Genomic DNA, 19,041 nt, shown 5'->3' on the forward strand with positions numbered 1-19,041 from the left:
CCGCCGGTCACCTACGATGGTCACGTCTAACCCGCTGACGTATATCCGTTCCAGACCCACAGGGGAAAAGCGTGCTGTCGAAGTTGCTCCGCATCGGTGAAGGCCGCATGGTCAAGCGCCTGCAAAAGGTCGCCGACTATGTCAACACCTTGTCCGATGACGTCGAGAAGCTGTCGGACGACGAGCTGCGCGCCAAGACCGAAGAGTTCAAGAAGCGCATCGCCGGTGGCGAATCGCTCGACGACCTGCTGCCCGAGGCCTTCGCCGTCGCTCGCGAGGCGGCCTGGCGCGTGCTGGACCAGCGCCACTTCGACGTCCAGGTGATGGGCGGCGCCGCGCTGCACTACGGCAACGTCGCCGAGATGAAGACCGGTGAGGGCAAGACCCTGACCTGTGTACTCCCGGCCTACCTCAACGCGCTCTCCGGCAAGGGTGTGCATGTCGTCACCGTCAACGACTACCTGGCCAAGCGCGACAGCGAGTGGATGGGCCGCGTGCACCGCTTCCTCGGCCTGGAGGTCGGGGTGATCCTGTCGCAGCTGACGCCGGAGGAGCGTCGCGCCGCGTACAACGCCGACATCACCTACGGCACCAACAACGAGTTCGGCTTCGACTACCTGCGCGACAACATGGCGCACTCGGTCGACGACATGGTCCAGCGCGGCCACAACTTCGCCATCGTCGACGAGGTCGACTCGATCCTCATCGACGAGGCCCGTACCCCGCTGATCATCTCCGGCCCCGCCGATGGCGCGTCGAACTGGTACACCGAGTTCGCGCGCATCGCGCCGCTCATGGAGAAGGACGTCCACTACGAGGTCGACATCCGCAAGCGCACCATCGGTGTGCACGAAGCCGGCGTGGAGTTCGTCGAGAACCAGCTGGGCATCGACAACCTCTACGAGGCCGCCAACTCGCCGCTGGTCAGCTACCTGAACAACGCCATCAAGGCCAAGGAACTGTTCCAGCGCGACAAGGACTACATCGTCCGCGACGGCGAGGTCGTCATCGTCGACGAGTTCACCGGCCGCGTGCTGGTCGGCCGCCGCTACAACGAGGGCATGCACCAGGCCATCGAGGCCAAGGAGCACGTCGAGATCAAGGCCGAGAACCAGACCCTGGCCACCATCACGCTGCAGAACTACTTCCGGCTCTACGACAAGTTGTCCGGCATGACCGGTACCGCGGAGACCGAGGCCGCCGAGCTGCACGAGATCTACAAGCTCGGCGTGGTGCAGATCCCCACCAACCGGACCATGATCCGCCAGGACCAGTCCGACCTCATCTACAAGACCGAAGAGGCCAAGTACATCGCCGTCGTCGACGACGTGCAGGAGCGCTACGAGAAGGGCCAGCCGGTCCTGATCGGTACCACCAGCGTCGAGCGGTCGGAGTACCTGTCCAAGCAGTTCACCAAGCGCCGCATCCCGCACAACGTGCTCAACGCCAAGTACCACGAGCAGGAGGCGAGCATCATCGCCGAGGCGGGCCGGCTGAAGGCCGTCACGGTCGCCACCAACATGGCCGGTCGTGGTACCGACATCGTGCTGGGCGGCAACGTCGACTTCATTACCGACGCGCGGCTGCGCAAGCGCGGTCTGGACCCGGTCGAGACCCCGGAGGAGTACGAGGCGGCCTGGCACGAGGAGCTGCCGAAGGTCAAGCAGCTGGTCGAGGAGGAGGCCAAGAAGGTCCGCGAGGTCGGTGGCCTCTACGTGCTGGGCACCGAACGCCACGAGTCCCGTCGTATCGACAACCAGCTCCGCGGTCGCTCGGGCCGTCAGGGTGACCCGGGCGAGTCCCGGTTCTTCCTGTCGCTGTCCGACGAGCTGATGCGCCGCTTCAACGGCGCCACCCTCGAGGCGCTGCTGACCCGGCTGAACCTGCCGGACGACGTGCCGATCGAGGCCAAGATGGTGACCCGCGCGATCAAGAGCGCGCAGACCCAGGTCGAAGGGCAGAACTTCGAGGTCCGCAAGAACGTCCTCAAGTACGACGAGGTGATGAACCAGCAGCGCAAGGTCATCTACCGCGAGCGCAAGGCGATCCTCGAGGGTGAGGACGTCCAGGACACGGCGCACAAGATGCTGGTCGACGTCATCACCGCCTACGTCGACGGCGCCACCGCCGAGGGCTACGCCGAGGACTGGGATCTGGCCAAGCTGTGGGACGCGCTCAAGACGCTGTACCCGGTGGGCCTGGACTATCACAACCTGATCGACTCCGACGAGGTCGGCGAGCCGGGCGAGCTGACGCAGGACGAGCTGCGTGAGGCGCTGATCGCCGATGCCGAAAAGGCTTATGCCAAGCGCGAAGCCGACCTGGAGGCCATCGCCGGTCCCGGTGCCATGCGGCAGCTGGAGCGCAGCGTCCTGCTGAACGTCATCGACCGCAAGTGGCGCGAGCACCTCTACGAGATGGACTACCTCAAGGAGGGCATCGGCCTGCGGGCCATGGCGCAGCGCGACCCGCTGGTCGAGTACCAGCGCGAGGGCTTCGACATGTTCACGGGCATGCTCGAAGGCTTGAAGGAGGAGTCGGTCGGCTTCCTGTTCAACGTGCAGGTCGAGGCTCAGCAGGCGCCGCAGGTGGCCCCGGTCGCCGCGCCGCAGGGGCTCGCGCAGTTCGCCGCGGAGGCCGAGCAGAACGCCGCCCAAGAGCAGGCCGCACCGGCCGCGTTGCGCGCCAAGGGAATTGAGGACAAGGCCCCGGCCATGACCTACAGCGGTCCAGCAGAGGACGGGTCCGCGGAGGTGCGTCGCGAGGGTGGCCGGCACGCGGCGGGCCCGGGCTCGCGTCGGGAACGCCGTGAGGCCGCGCGCAAGCAGAAGCGGCGGTAACCCGCTCAACCCAGCTGCAGGGCCACGAATTGCCAACGCCCGCCGAGCATTTCGATGCGTCCGGCGGCGGCGTGCAGACGTGGCCCGCGGCTGAAGGTGGCGAACACCTCGGCGGCCGTGGGCAACCCGTCCTGTTCACGGGCGGTGCGTAGCCGCACCTTGCGCAGCGCTGCCGTGCCGTCGCTCCGGTTGTGGTGGGGCCATGACGACATGGCGTCGAACAGTGTCGAGGTGACCAGCGGACGCAGCTGCGCCATCGGCCGGCGCCGGTCGCTGACCTCCAGGACCCGGCGCAGGGCGGCGTCGGCGAACATCAGCGCGGCCGTGGGCGGCGCGACCTCGTGCCGAGATACGACGGCGGATACGGTCGCGCAGTCCGGTTCGGGATCGGCCACCACCTGCAGTCGGTTGGGGGCACGCACCGCCGCGCCGGTCTCGATCGGCGCAGGCTCGTAGTCGACGATCGGCGCCGTGAGGTCGATGTCGATGCGGGTTGATGCGGTCATGAAATCTCTCCAGCCGTCGGTCAGGTGCGTGACGCATCTGCTGGAGAGTTGCAGACCGCTAAATCATCGCACCGGTTTCACCAGGTGCTCGACGCCAATTCGCCGATCCGGTGCTGCGGGGGACCGGTCCCGGGGATACCGTGACGGGGTCGATCCGCCAGGGGTGAAGGAGAGCGGGCTGCATGGTGACCCGGTTGTCGGCGTCGGACGCGTCGTTCTACGGGCTGGAAGACTCATCGACACCCATGTACGTCGGGACGCTGTCCATTCTGCGTAAGCCGCGGGCCGGCCTGAGCTACGAGACGCTGCTGGCGACCGTCGAGGCCAGGCTGCCGCAGATCCCGCGCTACCGGCAGAAGGTCCGCGAGGTCACGCTCGGCCTGGCCCGGCCGGTCTGGGTCGACGACCGCGACTTCGACATCACCTATCACATCCGGCGCTCGGCGCTGCCGTCCCCGGGCAGTGACGCTCAGCTTCATGATCTGGTGGCCCGGCTGGGCTCGCGACCGCTGGACAAGACCCGGCCGTTGTGGGAGATGTGCCTGGTCGAAGGCCTCTCTGACAATCGCCTGGCGATCTACACCAAGACCCACCAGGCGCTCGTCAACGGCATGACGGCGCTGGAGATTGGGCACGTCATCGCCGACCGCACGCAGAAGCCGCCCGAGTTCGGCGAGGACATCTGGATCCCGGGCCGCGAACCCAGCGACGCCTCGCTGCTGCTGGGCGCCATCGGGGAGTGGATCACACGCCCGACGGCACAGCTGGCCGCCGTGCAGTCGGCGGCGGCGGACATGATCTCCAGCACCGAACAGTTCGTCGAGGCCGGCCGGCGCGTCATCGACATGGCCCGCACGCTGGTCCGGGGCACCGCCCCGAGCAGTCCGCTGAACGCCACCGTGTCCCGCAACCGGCGATTCACCGTCGCCAAACACGAGCTGGAGGAGTACCGCCAGCTACGGACGCGCTTCGACTGCGACGTCAACGACGTGGTGCTGTCGGTGGTGACCGGCGCGCTGCGGAACTGGCTGATGTCCCGCGGTCAATCGGTGTCGACGGGCCTGACAGTGCGGGCCATGGCGCCGATGTCTGTCTATCCCGAAACCGACCATCTGGAGACCGCCGGCCCCGGCCAGGCGATCAGCGAGGTGACACCGTTCCTGGTCGACCTGCCGGTGGGCGAGAACAACGCGCTCGTCCGGCTGTCCCAGATCGCGCACGCCACCGAGACCCAGGCCACGACGACCACCCCGGTCGACGCGCGCACCATCGTCACGCTGTCGGGTTTCGCGCCGCCGACGCTGCACGCCATGGGCACCCGGGTCGCGACCAGCTTCCCGGCGCGCCAGTTCAACCTGTTGATCACCAACGTCCCCGGCGCGCAGAAGCAGATGTACGTCGCGGGCACCAAGCTGCTGGACACGTACGCGGTGCCGCCGCTGCTGAACAACCAGGTGCTGGCGCTCGGCATCACGTCGTACAACGGCAGCCTCTACTACGGCATCAACGCCGACCGCGAGGCCATGAGCGACGTCGACGTGTTCCCGAGCCTGTTGCGCGAGGCGCTCGACGAGCTGCGCGAGGTGGCGCGCTGATGGCGTCCAGGAAGGCCCGCAAGATTCCCAACGAGGTGTACGAAGCCGAGATCTTCCGGCTGCAGACCGAGTTGGTGAAGCTGCAGGAGTGGGTGCGTGCCACCGGTGCCCGCATCGTCATCGTCTTCGAGGGGCGCGATGCCGCGGGCAAGGGCGGCACCATCAAGCGCATCACCGAATACCTGAGTCCGCGTATCGCGCGCGTCGCGGCGCTGCCGGCGCCGAGCGACCGGGAGCGGGGCGAGTGGTACTACCAGCGCTACATCGCGCACCTGCCGGCGAAAGGCGAGATCGTGCTGTTCGACCGGTCCTGGTATAACCGGGCCGGCGTCGAAAAGGTGATGGGGTTCTGCACCCCGCAGGAGCACGCGCTGTTCCTGCGGCAGACCCCGATCTTCGAGCAGATGCTGATCGATGACGGCATCATCCTGCGCAAGTACTGGTTCTCGGTGTCCGATGGCGAACAGCTGAAGCGGTTCCGGTCGCGCCTGAACGACCCCGTCCGGCAGTGGAAGCTCTCGCCCATGGACCTCGAATCGGTGTATCGCTGGGAGGACTACTCGCGGGCCAAGGACGAGATGATGGTCCACTGCGACACCCCGCAGAGCCCGTGGTTCGTCGTCGAATCCGATATCAAGAAGCACGCGCGGCTGAACATGATCGCGCATCTGCTGTCGACGATCCCGTACGAGCCGGTCGACCATCCGAAGGTGGAGCTGCCGGAGCGTCCGGTCATCACCGGGACGTACATCCGGCCCTCACGCGAACTCACCACCTATGTGCCAGATCACGTGGCCGAGCTGATGGGCGATCCCGAGAGATCCCTCTAGAGTGCCCTGGTGCGTGTCTATATTCCGGCGACCCTGGCGATGCTGTCGCAACTCGTGGCAGACGGGGTGATGCCGGCCCGCAGCGGTACTGCGTTCGCCGTGACGCCGACGTTGCGTGAGGCCTACGCGCACGGCGACGAGGACGAGCTCGGCGAGATCGCGCTGCAGGAAGCCGCGCTGGCGTCACTGCGGCTGCTGGCCGGCGAAGGGGTCGGCGAGGAAGCCGGGTTGCCGCCGCGGCGGGCGGTGCTGGTGGCCGAGGCCGAAGAAGTGACGGTTCGCCCGGATCTGGACGACGCGGTGGTGCGCCTGGCCGGGCCGGTCAAGCTGGCCGACGTGATCGCGGCGTACGTCGACAACTCGGCGGCCGAGCCGGCGGTGCTTGCTGCGGTGGCCGTCGTCGACGCCGCCGACCTCGGTGACGAGGACGCCGAGCTCACTGTCGGAGATGCTCAGGATCATGATCTGGCGTGGTACGCCGCTCAGGAGTTACCGTTTTTGTTGGAGCTTCTATAGCCCTTGTCCCTGGCTTGCAGGGGTAGCTACTTGTGCGTAGGTTACGGTACCGTAGGTTAGGACGACCAACCGAGCGGGAGTGAACGTGGCCAAGAACACCATCAAGGTCTCGGCCAATGTGGTCGACACGGTGCGGCCCAAGGTTGCCGGCGCCAAGGAACGGCCGGGGTGGCACGCGCTGCGCACGCTCGTCGGGCGCATCACCACACCGCTGCTGCCGGATGACTACCTCAAGCTGGTCAATCCGCTGTGGTCGGCACGGGAGCTGCGCGGCAAGGTCGTCGAGGTGCGCCGCGAGACCGAGGATTCGGCAACCCTGGTGATCAAGCCGGGCTGGGGCTTCTCGTTCGATTACCACCCGGGGCAGTACATCGGCATCGGCTTGCTGGTGGACGGCCGTTGGCGGTGGCGCTCGTACTCGCTGACCTCGAGCCCGGTGGAATCGCGCGGCGACCACACCATCACCATCACGGTGAAGGCCATGCCCGAGGGCTTCCTGTCGACCCACCTGGTCGGTGGCGTGGCGCCCGGCACCATCGTGCGGCTGGCCGCGCCGCAGGGCGAGTTCGTCATGCCGGATCCCGCGCCGGGCAAGGTGCTGTTCCTGACCGCCGGGTCGGGCATCACCCCGGTGATGTCGATGCTGCGCACCCTCGCGCGCCGGGACCAGATCACCGACATCGTCCACCTGCACTCGGCCCCGACCGCGGCCGACGTCATCTTCGCCGACGAGTTGGCGAAGCTGGCCGAGGCTCACCCGAGCTACCAGTTGCGGGTGCGGGCCACTCGTACCGAGGGACGCCTGGACCTGTCGAAGCTGGACGAGGAAGTCGCCGACTGGCGGACGCGCGAAGCGTGGGCGTGTGGCCCGGAGGCCATGCTCCACGACGCCGAGCGTGAATACGCGGCGGCGGGGCTCGGGGTGCGCCTGCACCTGGAGCGCTTCGCGGCGTCCCGGGCTGCGGTCGAGGGCACCGGTGGTTCGGTGACCTTCGAACGCAGCGGAAAGACCGTCGTCGCCGACGCGGCGACATCGCTGATGGAGGCCGGCGAGCAGGCCGGCGTGCAGATGCCGTTCGGTTGCCGGATGGGTATCTGCCAGTCCTGCGTGGTGAGTTTGCTGGAGGGTCACGCACGCGATCTGCGGACCGGAGCGGAACGGGAACCGGGCAGTCGGGTGCAGACGTGCGTTTCGGCTGCGGCCGGCGACTGTGTGTTGGATATTTAACAAAACCGCAGATCTGGGAAATATAGAATTTGCTGTCTAGCAACCTACGGTTGAGTAGGTTACGCTAGCGTAGGTAACTGGAAGGAGGTCGATATGGCAGTCACTGACGTACCTGAATTCACGCACTTGACCGAAGCCGATATCGAGGCTCTGGGCGTCGAGCTGGACGCGATCCGGCAAGACATCGAGGAAAGCCGCGGCGTTCGCGACGCGCGCTACATCCGCCGCACCATCGCGGCACAACGTGCTCTCGAAGTGGCCGGCCGCCTGCTGCTGTTGCGCAGCTCGAAGCGGTCGTACTGGTGGGCCGGGGCAAGCACCCTGGGCGTGGCCAAGATCATCGAGAACATGGAGATCGGCCACAACGTCATGCACGGCCAGTGGGACTGGATGAACGATCCCGAGATTCACTCCTCGACGTGGGAGTGGGACATGAACGGCGTCTCCAAGCACTGGCGGTTCACCCACAACTTCATGCACCACAAGTACACGAACATCCTCGGGATGGACGACGATGTGGGCTACGGCCTCATTCGCGTCACCCGGGACATCCGCTGGAAGCCCCATCACCTGTTCAACCTCGGGTTCAACACCGTCCTGGCGTTGTTGTTCGAGTGGGGCGTGGGTCTGCAGCACCTGGAGCTCGGCAAGATCTTCAAGGGCCGCGACGACCGCAAGGCCACGATGATCCGCGTGCGTGAGTTCGGCACCAAGGCCGCGCATCAGCTGGGCAAGGACTACGTCGCGTACCCCGCGCTCACGTCCCTGTCACCGGGCGCCACGTTCAAGTCGACGATGAAGGCCAACTTCCTGGCCAACGTCATCCGCAACGTGTGGGCCAACGCGGTGATCTTCTGCGGCCATTTCCCCGATGGCGCCGAGAAGTTCACCAAGACCGACATGGTCGGCGAATCCAAGGGCGAGTGGTACCTGCGCCAGATGTTGGGCAGCGCCAACTTCAACTCGGGTCCCGTGCTGCGCTTCATGAGCGGCAACCTGAGCCACCAGATCGAGCATCACCTGTACCCGGACCTGCCCAGCAACCGGCTGTACGAGATCTCGATCCGCGTTCGGGCGCTGTGCGAGAAGTACGACCTGCCCTACACCACCGGGAACTTCCTGGTGCAGTACGGCAAGACGTGGCGCACCATCGCCAAGCTGTCGGTGCCGAACAAGTACCTGACCGACACCGTCGACGATGCCCCGGAGACCCGGAGCGAGCGGATGTTCGTCGAGCTCGACGAGAGCTTCGGCGCCATCGACCCGGCGACCGGCAACAAGCGCGGTCTGAAGACGGCCATCGCCGCCGTGCGCAGCCGCCGTCGGGCCAAGCGCGCCGCAGCCGCCGCGTAAAGCAGTCGTGAAAACCCCCAAAACCGCCCGGTTTTGGGGGTTTTCACGTTTCCCTGCGGTCCTTCTGGCAGTGGCGCTCGCCGTCGCCTGCTCGCCGGGGCAGGCGCGGCCCGACACCGCCGCCGTGCAACTGGGCCACGAGTTCGTCCTCGCCGGCGGGCAGTCCGCGGTAATTGACGGCTCAGCGGTCGACACCGCGCCACTGCGGCTGAAATTCGATCGGGTGCTCGATGATTCGCGCTGCCCGAAGCGAGTGTCGTGTGTCTGGACGGGTGCGGCCCGGATCGCGGTCACCGTCACGCCCGACGGCCGGCAGCCGGCCACGCTGGAGTTCAACACCAACCCCGCGCCGGGGCAGACTCACCTGACCGAGACGGTCGGCGGGTTCACCGTCGAATTACGGTCGCTGGACCCGTATCCCGAGACGCCGGGCACCATCCCGCTGCCGGACTACCGCGCGACGATGCTGGTGACGCGTTAGTACGTCGGCTCGTTCAGGACCGCGAGGAGACGACGGGCCGCCGCGACGCGGTCGACGGCCGGTCCGGTGAGCGCGTCCAGCGCGCACTCTGGGTCCGCCGGTGGGCCCATGTGCCCGCAGCCGCGGGGGCAGTCCTCGATGGCCTCGGCGAGGTCGGAAAAAGCCATCAGCACGTCGTCGGGCTTGATGTGCGCCAGCCCGAACGAGCGGATACCCGGTGTGTCGACGACCCAGCCGTCGTCGAGCGGCAGCGCCACCGACTGCGTCGAGGTGTGCTTGCCCTTGCCGACGCCCGACACGTCACCGGTGGCCCGGTCTGCTTCTGGCACAAGGCGATTCACCAGCGTCGATTTGCCGACACCGGAGTGGCCGAGCAGCACCGTGATCTGACCTTCGAGCAGGGGCGCCACGGCGTCGAGCGGGTCGTCGCGGCCGGCGGTGATGATCGTCAGATCCAGGCCGGTGAACTCGGCGGCGAACGGTTCGGCGGGAGCCAGGTCCTGCTTGGTCAGGCACAGGATGGGCCGCAGCCCACCGACGTACGCGGCGATGAGGGCACGCTGCACCAGCCCGGCACGCGGCGGCGGATCGGCCAGCGCGACCACCATCAACAACTGGTCGGCGTTGGCGACCACCACGCGTTCGGTGGGGTCGGTGTCATCGGCGGTGCGGCGCAGCACCGTTCGGCGCTCGTCGCGGCGGACGATGCGCGCCAGGGTGTCGGGCTTGCCGGACAGATCGCCGACGATGCCCACCGAGTCGCCGACCACGATCGGGGTGCGGCCCAGTTCGCGGGCCCGCATCGCGGTGACAATGTGGTCGGGATTGCCGTCCAGCGCACAGCCCCACCGGCCGCGGTCGACGGTGACGACCATGGCCTCGCGCGCGTCGGCGTGGGTCGGCCGGTTCTTGGTACGCGGCCGCGAACCTTTGCCCGAGCGCACCCGGACATCGGATTCGTCGTACTCCCGCAAGCTATTTCCCGGCCAGCAGGTCGGCCCACATACCGGGGAAGTCTGGCAGTGTCTTGGCCGTGGTGGCGATGTCCTCCACCTGGACGCCGGGCACCCGCAGCCCGATGATCGCGCCGGCGGTGGCCATGCGGTGGTCGGCGTAGGACCGCCAGAGGCCGCCGTGCAGCGGCACCGCCGTGATCACCAGACCGTCGTCGGTCTCGCGGCACTGGCCGCCCAGCCCGTTGATCTCGGCGGTCAGCGCGGCCAGGCGGTCGGTCTCGTGCCCACGCAGATGCGCGATTCCCGACAGCGTCGACACCGAACCCTCGCTGGCCAGCGCGGCGAGCGCGGCCATCGACGGCGCCAGCTCGCCGACGGCCTTCAGGTCGGCCTCGAAGCCGCCGTAGCTCTGCGCGCCCCGGACCTCCAGGAACGAATCGACCACCTGGACAACGGTATTCAGCTTGCCCAGTAGCTCCAGGACGTCAGCGGTCGGCTGCACGCTCTGCTGCGGCCAGTGGGCCAGCCGCACCGTGCCGCCCGTCACCGCGGCGGCGGCCAGGAACGGCACCGAATTCGACAGGTCGGGTTCGATGGCCCAGTGCCGCGCCGCGATCGGGCCCGACGCCACGTGCCAACGGTTCGGCTCGCTGTGGTCGACCTCGACGCCCGCCTCGCGCAGCATCGTGATGGTCATCTCGATGTGCGGCTGCGACGGCACCGTCGCACCCGTGTGGATCACTGTCAAACCGTCGCGGAAAGTGGCTCCCGCCAACAACAGTCCGGACACGAACTGCGACGACGACGACGCGTCGATCCGCACCTCGCCGCCGGCCACCGACCCGGTGCCCGACACGGTGAACGGCATGCCGTCGCCGTCGATGTCGACGCCGAGACCGCGCATCGCGTCCAGCAGGGGCGTGATGGGACGGGTCTTGGCCTGCTCGTCGCCGTCAAAGATGACGCGTCCGGTGCCTTGCGCGGCGACCGGCGGGACGAACCTCAGCACGGTGCCGGCGAGCCCGCAGTCGATGCGCACGTCGCCGGTGGGGGAGATGGCGCCACCGACGGTCAGTTCGGTGCCGTCACCGGTGATCGTCACGCCCAGCGCCTGCAGTGCGCCGATCATCAGGTTGGTGTCGCGGCTGCGCAGCGCGCCGCTGATGGTCGAGGTGCCCTGCGGTGTGGCCAGGGCTGCCAAGATCAGCGCTCGGTTGGTCTGCGACTTCGATCCCGGCACGGTGACAGTGGCCTGCACCGGACCGGTCACCGACGGTGCGGGCCAGAGTTCCATGCCCCTATCCTGCCTGGTATGTGCGGGCGATTTGCAGTCACCACCGACCCGGCGCTGCTGGCCGAGAAGATCCAGGCTCTCGACGAGACGAATGCCAAGGCGTCGGACGCCGCCAAAGACGGCGGTGAACAGGGCGGCACCCTGCCGTCGGCCAACTACAACGTGGCGCCCACCACGACGATCAGCACCGTGGTGCGGCGGCATTCCGAGCCTGACGACGAGCCCACCCGCCGGGTGCGGTCGATGCGCTGGGGCCTGATCCCTCCGTGGGTCAAGACCACGGCCGACGGCGCGCCGGACACCAAGGGGCCGCTGCTGATCAACGCGCGTGCCGAGACGCTGACCACGTCGCCGGCGTTCCGCGGATCGGCGAAGTCGAAGCGCTGCCTCGTCCCGATGGACGGCTGGTACGAGTGGCGGCCCAACCCGGCCGCCGACGGCAAGAAGGCCACGAAGACGCCGTTCTACATGCACGCCGCGGACGACGACCTGCTCTTCATGGCGGGTCTGTGGTCGACGTGGCGGCCGGCCGGCGCGCCCAAGGACAGCCTGCCGCTCGTCAGCTGCACCATCATCACGACGGAGTCGGTCGGGCCGCTGGCCGGTATCCACGACCGCATGCCACTGACCATCAGCGCCCGTGACTGGGACCGTTGGCTCGATCCCGACGCACCCATCGACGAGGGGCTGTTGCGCGGGCACGGCGACCTGGACCGCATCGTCACCCGTGAGGTGTCCAAGTTGGTCAACAGCATTCGCAACAACGGCCCCGAACTCATCGAGCCCGCCGACAACGAATCCGAAGGGACGCTGTTTTGACCGCCCTGGACCCGCTGTTGGTGGAAGCCCTCGGCGCTGACCTGCGCTCGGCCGGCTACACCACCGACGGCGTGGCCGAACTGCTCGGCGACGACGCGAACGCCGCGATGGGCCGGGGCGTGTGGTGGCCGGCGCTGCGCGCGACTGCCGGCGGCGGCCGCCTGGCCACGCTGGTGCGATTGTTCCTGCTGGGCACCGACGAACCGGCCGATCAGGTGCGGGCGGCGTTCCCGTCGGCCGGTCTGGCCGAATTGGCGGCGGCCGGCGTGCTGGAGGAGGTGGGCGACACCGTCAGGGCGGCCCTCGACATCCGGCCGCACAGTGATGGTGAACGCGATTTCTACGTCGTCTCCGACCAGGATGCCGCTCTGCGCGGCGGGCCGGTCGAGCATGAGCACGTGCTCGGCATCGGTGGTGCGTCGATGTCGTTGGCGCGGGCCGTGATTCGCACCCCGGTGCAGCGCGCGCTCGATCTGGGTACCGGCTGCGGCATCCAGGCGCTGCACCTGAACGGGCACTGCGCCGACATCGTGGGCACCGACACCAACCCGCGGGCACTGACACTGGCGCGGGCGACCGCGGGCATCAACGGCATGTCCTGGGACATGCGGCCCGGCAGCCTGTTCGAGCCGGTGGCGGGGGAACGGTTCGACCTGGTCGTGTCCAACCCGCCGTTCGTGGTGGGCGCGGGCGCCCAGGACTACATCTACCGCGATTCGGGGGTCGCCGGAGATGGGCTGTGCCGCACCATCATCGAGAACGTCGGCAACTACCTGACCCCCGGCGGCACCGCGCAGATCATGGCCAATTGGATTGTCCGGGAAGATGATTGGCGGTCCCGGGTGCAGGAGTGGCTGGCGGGTACCGGGTTGCACGCCTGGGTGGTGCAGCGCGAACTGGCCGACCCGGTCAGCTATGTGTCGCTGTGGCTGGCCGACGCGGGGGAGTCCGCGGAACAGATCGCGCAGCGCGGCGCCGACTGGCTGGACTGGTTCGACGCCGAGGGCATCACCGGGATCGGCATGGGACTGATCTCGCTGCGTGTGCCGCGTCCCGGTGAGGCACCCGAGCAGATCCTCGAGGAGATCACCGACGAACCCATCACGGGCATCGAGGTGGAGGCGTTCTTCGCCCGTCGCGCCTACCTGCGTGACACCTCGGACGACGCGCTGCTGGCTGCCCGCCTGTCGACCGCTCCGGTACTGCTGGAACAGCATTCACTGCCGGGGCCGGACGGCTGGCAGGAGATCGGATGCGCGGTCCGTCGTCCCGGCGGGCCGGGTGCGGTGCTCGGGGTGGACGAGGTGTTCACGGCGCTGCTGGCCGGGTGCCGCGGTGAGGTGCCGCTGGGCACGCTCATCGGACTGCTGGCCGCGCATCACGGGGTGGACGCCGACGCGCTGGCCGAGGCCGCGCTGCCGGAGATCCGCGAGGCCATCGCCCGGGGAATTCTCTACCAGGCCAACTGATTTCAGCGGCGGCGTGCCGTGATCACCGCGTACGGCGCGTCGAAGGCGACGGTGCCGTCGGCGGCTTCGTGTGCGGTGAACGCCGCGGTGAAGGCCCCGATGAGCCGGCTCCTGGTCTCGTCGTCCAGGTAGGTCAACGTGGTGACGTGCATGGGTGATTCGTCGGTGACGAAGCGGACGGCGTCGTCCACCGAGCCGAATCTCCAGGTGAGGGTGCCGCTTTCGATGGCGACATCGGCGAAATCGGGATCGAGCCGCTCGTGGACGAGCTCGGGCACGCCCCACTGATCGGGTGAGTACGGGCCCGGCTCCGGTTGGCCCAACACCTCGACGACCGGGGTGAAGAACGGGTTGTCGCCGGCCTTGACCCATGTCGAAAACCCGAGAGTGCCAGCGGGTTTGAGCAGCCTCGCCAGCTCGGCGACCATCGCGGTCGGTTCGACGAAGATGATGCCCATGTTGGACACCGCGGTGTCGAAGGAGGCGTCGGGCAGGCCGGTGGCCGACGCGTCGGCGGCCACCCACTCGACGGCGTCGCCGCCGGGCTTGGCCTCGGCGATGGCCAGCAGCTCCGGCGTGATGTCGACACCTGTGACCCGGGCACCGAGGCCGGCGGCGTGCAGCGACGCATTACCGGTTCCACAGGCCAGATCGACCAATGCGGTGCCGGCGCCGTGCGGTACCGCGGCCACCACCTCGACGGCGATGGGGGAGATGAATTCGGCGACGGCTTCGTACCGTCCGACTGACCACGTCGACATGCCGCCACTGTATGCCTAGGTTGAAAGCACCATGACCGACGACGAAGAACCCGCACCGGGCATATTCAGTTTCGAGATGACGATCGCGGAGTGGCTCGGCACCGCAGCGATGCTCGCCGCGCCGTACCTGGTGCTCGGTGTGCTGTGGGCCGTGACCCACACCGGCGCCTTCGAGGCGGCGCACGGCCTCGAGCGCGTACTGGTCTTCGCCCGGACCGTGGTGTTCTGGCCGATGCTGCTGCTGACGAACATGTGCCTGCCATGACCGGCGATTCACCTGCCCTGGCCCTCGCGGACTGCCGTATCCAGATTCGGCGCCGCACCGCGCGCTGGGACGAGTACCCGGTGACCATCGCCGACGCCGCCGATTTCTGGGGCGCGGCGGCCAGTGCGGCCAACGTCATCATGCAGCTGTCCTGGCCGGGTGTCGGGCACGGTGTCGTCGAGAGCAAGGTCGATTCGGGGAACCTGCTCAAACATCCGTGGAAGCGCGCCCGCACCACGTTCCAGTACCTCGCGGTGGCCATCCTCGGCAATGACGAGGACCGCACGGCTATGCGCAAGGCCGTCGACACCGCGCACCGCCAGGTGCAGTCCGGTCCGGACAGCCCGGTGCGCTACAACGCTTTTGACCGCGACCTGCAGATGTGGGTCGCCGCGTGCCTGTTCGTCGGCATGGAGGACGTCTACCAACTGCTGCGCGGCGAGCTGACACCCGAACTGGCCGAACAGTTCTACCGGTCGGCCGCCCCGCTGGGCACCACGCTGCAGGTCACCGCCGACCAGTGGCCGGCCACCAGGGCCGAGTTCGACGACTACTGGACCGCGGCCTGCGCCAAGGTCGCCATGGATGACACCGTCCGTGCTTACCTGACGGATCTCGTGCGCCTCAAGATGATCAATCCGGTTCTGGCCCTGCCATTTCGGCCACTGCTGGCATTCCTGACCGGAGGCTTCCTGGCGCCGGTGTTCCGCGACGCGATGCGCATGTCGTGGGGCAGCGGCCGGCAGTATCTGTTCGAAACGCTGTTCCGGCTGGTCGCTCTCGTCAACCGGTTCCTGCCGCTGTTCGTGCGGCAGGCCGGAAGCTACGTGCTGCTGGCCTACGTACGCAGGCAGATTCGCCGGGACGGGGCGCTGATCTGATGCGCCGCTTGCTCAGCCGGCGCGTCAGCGTCGGTGCGATGACCGAATTCCTGCTGTGGCTGGCGCTGCCGTACCTGCTGATCGGGATGGCCTGGACGTTTCTGCACCCCCATGCGGTGCAGCAGGTACAGAAACAGTGGGACCGGGCATTTCCCGCGGTCGCGCCGCTGGCCGCACTCGTCGAGGTGACGGTGGCGTGGCCGCCGATGGTCACGGGTGTCGAGATCTGCCCGGCCACTGATTAGGGGCCGGTGTATCCGGGCGGGTTGGGGGTGTCCACCCACAGGTCGACGCCGAGCTCGGCGTTCGGGGTGCAGTTGTACACCGACAGGTCGGTGACGCCGGAGTCGAGCAGCACGTCCTCGCACAGCAGGCTCTGCCCGGTGTATTCGCGGGCCGGCTTGTTGAAGATGGCGTATGCGGCGTCGGAGTACACCTCGGGCTTGCGGGCCTTGGCCATCGCCTCGTCACCACCGAGCAGGTTCTGCACCGCGGCGGTGGCGACGAGGGTGCGTGGCCACAGCGTGTTCGAGGCGATGCCGGCCTCGCGCATCTCTTCGGCGATACCCAACGCGCACAACGTCATTCCATACTTCGCCATCATGTAGGCGGTCGGCTTCAGCCACTCCGATTCCATCCGGATCGGCGGCGACAGCGTCAGGATGTGCGGGTTCTCGCGGCCCTTCATGTGGGGGATACAGGCCTGTGAGACGGCGTACGTGCCGCGGATCTGGATGCCGTTCATCAGGTCGAAGCGCTTCATCGGCACTTCTTCGATGGAGCCGAGGTTGATGGCGGAAGCGTTGTTGACGCAGACGTCGATGGCGCCGAACTGCTCGACCGCCTGGGCCACCGCGGCGGTGACGGAGTCGGGGTCGCGGACGTCGCCGACGATCGGCAGCGCCTGGCCACCGACCTCTTCGATCTCCTTTGCCGCGGTGTAGACGGTGCCGTCGAGCTTGGGATGGGGCTCGGCGGTCTTGGCGAGCAGCGCGACATTCGCGCCGTCGGCCGCGAACTTCTTGGCGATGGCCAAGCCGATGCCACGGCTGGCACCGGAGATGAACATGGTCTTCCCGGACAGTGTCATGCGCACACCCTATGCCGCGGGAGTTACCGCGGAGTACATATCTCGGCAGTCACCGCCGAGGTGGCGGCGACCAGGTCCGCGGGGGCCAGCACGATGTCCAGTCCGCGCTTGCCCGCGCTGCACAGCACCCGGTCCCAACCGAGTGCCGACTTGTCCACGACGGTCGGCAACGCCTTGCGTTGCCCCAGCGGCGAGATGCCGCCGACGACGTAGCCCGTGGCGCGCTGCGCGGCGGCCTGCTCGGCCATCTCGGCCTTGGGCACGCCGAGCGCCGCCGCCGCGGCCTTGAACGACAGCTTGTCGGGCACGGGCAGCACCGCGACGGCCAGTCCGCCGGGGATCGTGAGTACCAGCGTCTTGAAGATCTGCGCCGCGACGAACCCTTCCGCGGCGAGTTCGGTGACGGCCTCGTCGCCGAACGACGTGGCCCGCGGATCGTGCCGGAACTGCCGAATCTCGTAGCCGATTCCCGCGGCCTGCAGGGCCTTGATCGCCGGGGTAGCCGCACTCGCCATGGCTGGCAAGCGTAGAGGCCGGGAACAACTGCGTGGTCCGGCGCTGTTACTCCCGTCAGCATGGTCAATTAATGGCTCGCGAAGTTGTCGGTCGCAGCCTCTAGGATCGGACGGAAGGGGACACAGGTGCCAACGGCATGTCTGGAACGTCCGGTCGAGTTGCCGGACCTGTTGCGTGGTGCCGCGACAGAAGGGACGGTCACGATCACGATGACCGACATCGACGGGCTGGGTTCCGCGGTCGAGAGCGACGCGGAGCTGACGGCGCGGTTCGAGCGCGACGCTATTCCGCTGCTCGATCAGCTCTACGGCGGTGCGCTGCGCATGACGCGCAACCCGGCAGACGCCGAGGACCTGGTGCAGGAAACCATGGTGAAGGCCTATTCGGCCTTCCATTCGTTCCGTGAGGGCACCAACCTCAAGGCGTGGCTGTACCGCATCATGACCAACACGTACATCAACAGCTACCGCAAGAAGCAGCGGCAGCCTGCCGAATACCCGACTGACGAGATCACCGACTGGCAGCTGGCGTCCAACGCCGAGCACTCGTCGACCGGTCTGCGGTCAGCTGAGGTTGAGGCGCTGGAGGCGCTGCCGGACACTGAAATCAAGGCGGCGCTGCAAGCGTTGCCGGAAGAGTTCCGGATGGCGGTGTACTACGCCGACGTCGAGGGCTTCCCGTATAAGGAGATCGCCGAAATCATGGATACCCCGATCGGGACGGTGATGTCCCGTCTGCACCGTGGCCGCAAGCAGCTGCGCGAACTGTTGTCGGGCGTCGCGCGGGACCGGGGCTTCCTCCGCGGCGAGAGCCTCGACACCCAGGAGGTGTCCTGATGGGCGACGAGTACACCCGGCCCGAGGGGCACGACTTCCAGCCGCCGATCGGCCCCGTCGACCCGGAGCATCCCGAATGCGCCGCGGTGATCGCCGAGGTATGGACGCTGCTGGACGGGGAGTGCACCACGGAGACCCGCGACAAGCTGCGGTTCCACCTGGAGGAATGCCCCACCTGCCTGCGGCAGTACGGCATCGAGGAGCGGGTGAAGGCGCTCATCGCCACCAAGTGCAGCGGCGAGAAGGCTCCTGAGGGCCTGCGTGCGCGCCTGAAGCTCGAGATCAGCCGCACCACCATCGTCCGAGGCTGAAAACGAAAACCGCCCGGTTCCGTGAGGAGCCGGGCGGTTTTTTGAAGGCGTAGGTCAGGCGTTGGGACGCCGGCCGTGGTTGGCCTTCGAGTGCTTGCGGTCACGCTTCTTGCGGCCACGCTTGGCCATGATGGTCCTCCAAAGGTTCGGTTGCTCGCCCTACAGTGTCGCACGGCCACGCCACCCAATTGCAAACCGTGGTGCTGTGGTGCAATAGAGGCCGCAGGCACCGCCTGCGTACAAACGCATAGACGAGTGGGGTGAAGATGGCCGAGGACGTTCGCGCTGAAATCGTGGCCAGTGTGCTCGAGGTCGTGGTTCGCGAGGGCGACCAGATCGGCGAGGGCGACACGGTGGTGCTCCTCGAGTCGATGAAGATGGAGATTCCGGTGCTGGCCGAGGTCGCCGGCACGGTGACGTCCGTCAACGTGGCTGTCGGCGACGTGATCCAGGCCGGCGACCTGATCGCCGTCATCGGCTAGGCAACCCCAGAA

Annotated in this window: 22 protein-coding genes; 15 read left to right on the top strand and 7 right to left on the bottom strand. The window is 67.7% G+C overall.

Annotation, left to right across the window (positions count from 1 at the left end):
* The first annotated feature begins 71 nt into the window (after positions 1-71).
* Positions 72-2,840: a preprotein translocase subunit SecA gene (gene secA, locus G6N46_RS27085; protein WP_064858408.1), complete on the top strand. Its 2,769-nt coding sequence runs from the start codon at positions 72-74 to the stop codon at positions 2,838-2,840.
* Between the two features lie 5 nt (positions 2,841-2,845).
* Here secA and G6N46_RS27090 read toward each other — a convergent pair whose 3' ends face one another.
* Positions 2,846-3,346: an Rv3235 family protein gene (locus G6N46_RS27090; RefSeq protein ID WP_060999059.1), complete on the bottom strand. Its 501-nt coding sequence runs from the start codon at positions 3,344-3,346 to the stop codon at positions 2,846-2,848.
* Positions 3,347-3,528: 182 nt separating this feature from the next.
* Here G6N46_RS27090 and G6N46_RS27095 point away from each other — a divergent pair, with 182 nt between their 5' ends.
* From G6N46_RS27095 to G6N46_RS27120, 6 genes are all read left to right on the top strand, one after another.
* The gene (locus G6N46_RS27095) at positions 3,529-4,941 is read left to right on the top strand and encodes a WS/DGAT/MGAT family O-acyltransferase (protein WP_064858407.1); all 1,413 of its coding nucleotides are present in this window, start codon (positions 3,529-3,531) and stop codon (positions 4,939-4,941) included.
* Complete coding sequence (ppk2, locus tag G6N46_RS27100; RefSeq protein WP_060999063.1) at positions 4,941-5,771, top strand: polyphosphate kinase 2; 831 nt, start codon at positions 4,941-4,943, stop codon at positions 5,769-5,771. The genes G6N46_RS27095 and ppk2 overlap by 1 nt, the downstream gene beginning before the upstream one ends.
* Positions 5,772-5,777: 6 nt before the next feature.
* Positions 5,778-6,287, top strand: coding sequence for a DUF6912 family protein (locus G6N46_RS27105; RefSeq protein ID WP_174814156.1), 510 nt, complete (start codon positions 5,778-5,780; stop codon positions 6,285-6,287).
* An 85-nt stretch (positions 6,288-6,372) separates the two neighbouring features.
* Complete coding sequence (locus G6N46_RS27110) at positions 6,373-7,515, top strand: ferredoxin reductase (protein WP_060999164.1); 1,143 nt, start codon at positions 6,373-6,375, stop codon at positions 7,513-7,515.
* Between the two features lie 93 nt (positions 7,516-7,608).
* Positions 7,609-8,868 carry a fatty acid desaturase family protein gene (locus tag G6N46_RS27115; RefSeq protein ID WP_060999066.1) on the top strand — a complete coding sequence of 420 codons (1,260 nt, stop codon included), beginning with the start codon at positions 7,609-7,611 and terminating at the stop codon, positions 8,866-8,868.
* A 70-nt stretch (positions 8,869-8,938) separates the two neighbouring features.
* On the top strand, positions 8,939-9,349 hold the full coding sequence (locus tag G6N46_RS27120) for a hypothetical protein (RefSeq protein WP_060999067.1): 411 nt from the start codon (positions 8,939-8,941) through the stop codon (positions 9,347-9,349).
* Here the strand turns inward: G6N46_RS27120 and rsgA are convergent.
* Positions 9,346-10,323: a ribosome small subunit-dependent GTPase A gene (rsgA, locus tag G6N46_RS27125; protein ID WP_060999069.1), complete on the bottom strand. Its 978-nt coding sequence runs from the start codon at positions 10,321-10,323 to the stop codon at positions 9,346-9,348. The genes G6N46_RS27120 and rsgA overlap by 4 nt on opposite strands.
* 1 nt (position 10,324) lies before the next feature.
* The gene (gene aroA, locus G6N46_RS27130) at positions 10,325-11,599 is read right to left on the bottom strand and encodes a 3-phosphoshikimate 1-carboxyvinyltransferase (RefSeq protein WP_138250053.1); all 1,275 of its coding nucleotides are present in this window, start codon (positions 11,597-11,599) and stop codon (positions 10,325-10,327) included.
* Positions 11,600-11,617: 18 nt separating this feature from the next.
* Here aroA and G6N46_RS27135 point away from each other — a divergent pair, with 18 nt between their 5' ends.
* Positions 11,618-12,418: an SOS response-associated peptidase gene (locus G6N46_RS27135; protein ID WP_163693052.1), complete on the top strand. Its 801-nt coding sequence runs from the start codon at positions 11,618-11,620 to the stop codon at positions 12,416-12,418.
* The gene (locus tag G6N46_RS27140; RefSeq protein ID WP_138250052.1) at positions 12,415-13,887 is read left to right on the top strand and encodes a DUF7059 domain-containing protein; all 1,473 of its coding nucleotides are present in this window, start codon (positions 12,415-12,417) and stop codon (positions 13,885-13,887) included. Before G6N46_RS27135 ends, G6N46_RS27140 begins: the two co-directional genes overlap by 4 nt.
* A 2-nt stretch (positions 13,888-13,889) precedes the next feature.
* Here G6N46_RS27140 and G6N46_RS27145 read toward each other — a convergent pair whose 3' ends face one another.
* Entirely contained in the window at positions 13,890-14,648 is a 759-nt protein-coding gene (locus G6N46_RS27145; protein ID WP_138250051.1) for a class I SAM-dependent methyltransferase, read from the bottom strand.
* Positions 14,649-14,679: 31 nt separating this feature from the next.
* On the opposite strand from G6N46_RS27145, the gene G6N46_RS27150 reads away from it, so the two are divergent.
* From G6N46_RS27150 to G6N46_RS27160, 3 genes are read left to right on the top strand one after another with little or no spacing between them, the layout of a single operon-like run.
* Complete coding sequence (locus tag G6N46_RS27150; RefSeq protein ID WP_138250050.1) at positions 14,680-14,913, top strand: hypothetical protein; 234 nt, start codon at positions 14,680-14,682, stop codon at positions 14,911-14,913.
* Positions 14,910-15,794 carry an oxygenase MpaB family protein gene (locus tag G6N46_RS27155; protein ID WP_138250049.1) on the top strand — a complete coding sequence of 295 codons (885 nt, stop codon included), beginning with the start codon at positions 14,910-14,912 and terminating at the stop codon, positions 15,792-15,794. Before G6N46_RS27150 ends, G6N46_RS27155 begins: the two co-directional genes overlap by 4 nt.
* 38 nt (positions 15,795-15,832) lie before the next feature.
* Positions 15,833-16,039: a hypothetical protein gene (locus G6N46_RS27160; RefSeq protein WP_162563280.1), complete on the top strand. Its 207-nt coding sequence runs from the start codon at positions 15,833-15,835 to the stop codon at positions 16,037-16,039.
* Here the strand turns inward: G6N46_RS27160 and G6N46_RS27165 are convergent.
* Together G6N46_RS27165 and G6N46_RS27170 are read right to left on the bottom strand one after the other, a co-directional pair.
* Entirely contained in the window at positions 16,036-16,884 is an 849-nt protein-coding gene (locus G6N46_RS27165; protein ID WP_064858404.1) for an SDR family oxidoreductase, read from the bottom strand. The two genes, G6N46_RS27160 and G6N46_RS27165, sit on opposite strands and share 4 nt — an antisense overlap.
* Before the next feature lie 23 nt (positions 16,885-16,907).
* Positions 16,908-17,399 carry an aminoacyl-tRNA deacylase gene (locus G6N46_RS27170; RefSeq protein ID WP_138250048.1) on the bottom strand — a complete coding sequence of 164 codons (492 nt, stop codon included), beginning with the start codon at positions 17,397-17,399 and terminating at the stop codon, positions 16,908-16,910.
* Positions 17,400-17,609: 210 nt separating this feature from the next.
* Between G6N46_RS27170 and G6N46_RS27175 the strand changes: the two genes are divergently transcribed.
* The gene (locus G6N46_RS27175; RefSeq protein WP_174814157.1) at positions 17,610-18,236 is read left to right on the top strand and encodes a sigma-70 family RNA polymerase sigma factor; all 627 of its coding nucleotides are present in this window, start codon (positions 17,610-17,612) and stop codon (positions 18,234-18,236) included.
* Positions 18,236-18,547, top strand: a complete 312-nt coding sequence (gene rsrA / locus G6N46_RS27180; RefSeq protein WP_060999089.1) for a mycothiol system anti-sigma-R factor — start codon at positions 18,236-18,238, stop codon at positions 18,545-18,547. The genes G6N46_RS27175 and rsrA overlap by 1 nt, the downstream gene beginning before the upstream one ends.
* A gap of 54 nt (positions 18,548-18,601) precedes the next feature.
* Here the strand turns inward: rsrA and G6N46_RS29155 are convergent, their stop codons facing one another.
* Positions 18,602-18,676: a 50S ribosomal protein bL37 gene (locus G6N46_RS29155; RefSeq protein ID WP_085976028.1), complete on the bottom strand. Its 75-nt coding sequence runs from the start codon at positions 18,674-18,676 to the stop codon at positions 18,602-18,604.
* 137 nt (positions 18,677-18,813) lie between these two features.
* Between G6N46_RS29155 and G6N46_RS27185 the strand changes: the two genes are divergently transcribed.
* A complete protein-coding gene (locus tag G6N46_RS27185; RefSeq protein ID WP_036421130.1) occupies positions 18,814-19,029 on the top strand; it encodes a biotin/lipoyl-binding carrier protein in 216 nt (71 codons plus the stop codon).
* The last annotated feature ends 12 nt before the right edge of the window (positions 19,030-19,041 follow it).

The sequence above is a fragment of the Mycolicibacterium phocaicum genome (assembly GCF_010731115.1).
Lineage (GTDB): Bacteria > Actinomycetota > Actinomycetes > Mycobacteriales > Mycobacteriaceae > Mycobacterium > Mycobacterium phocaicum.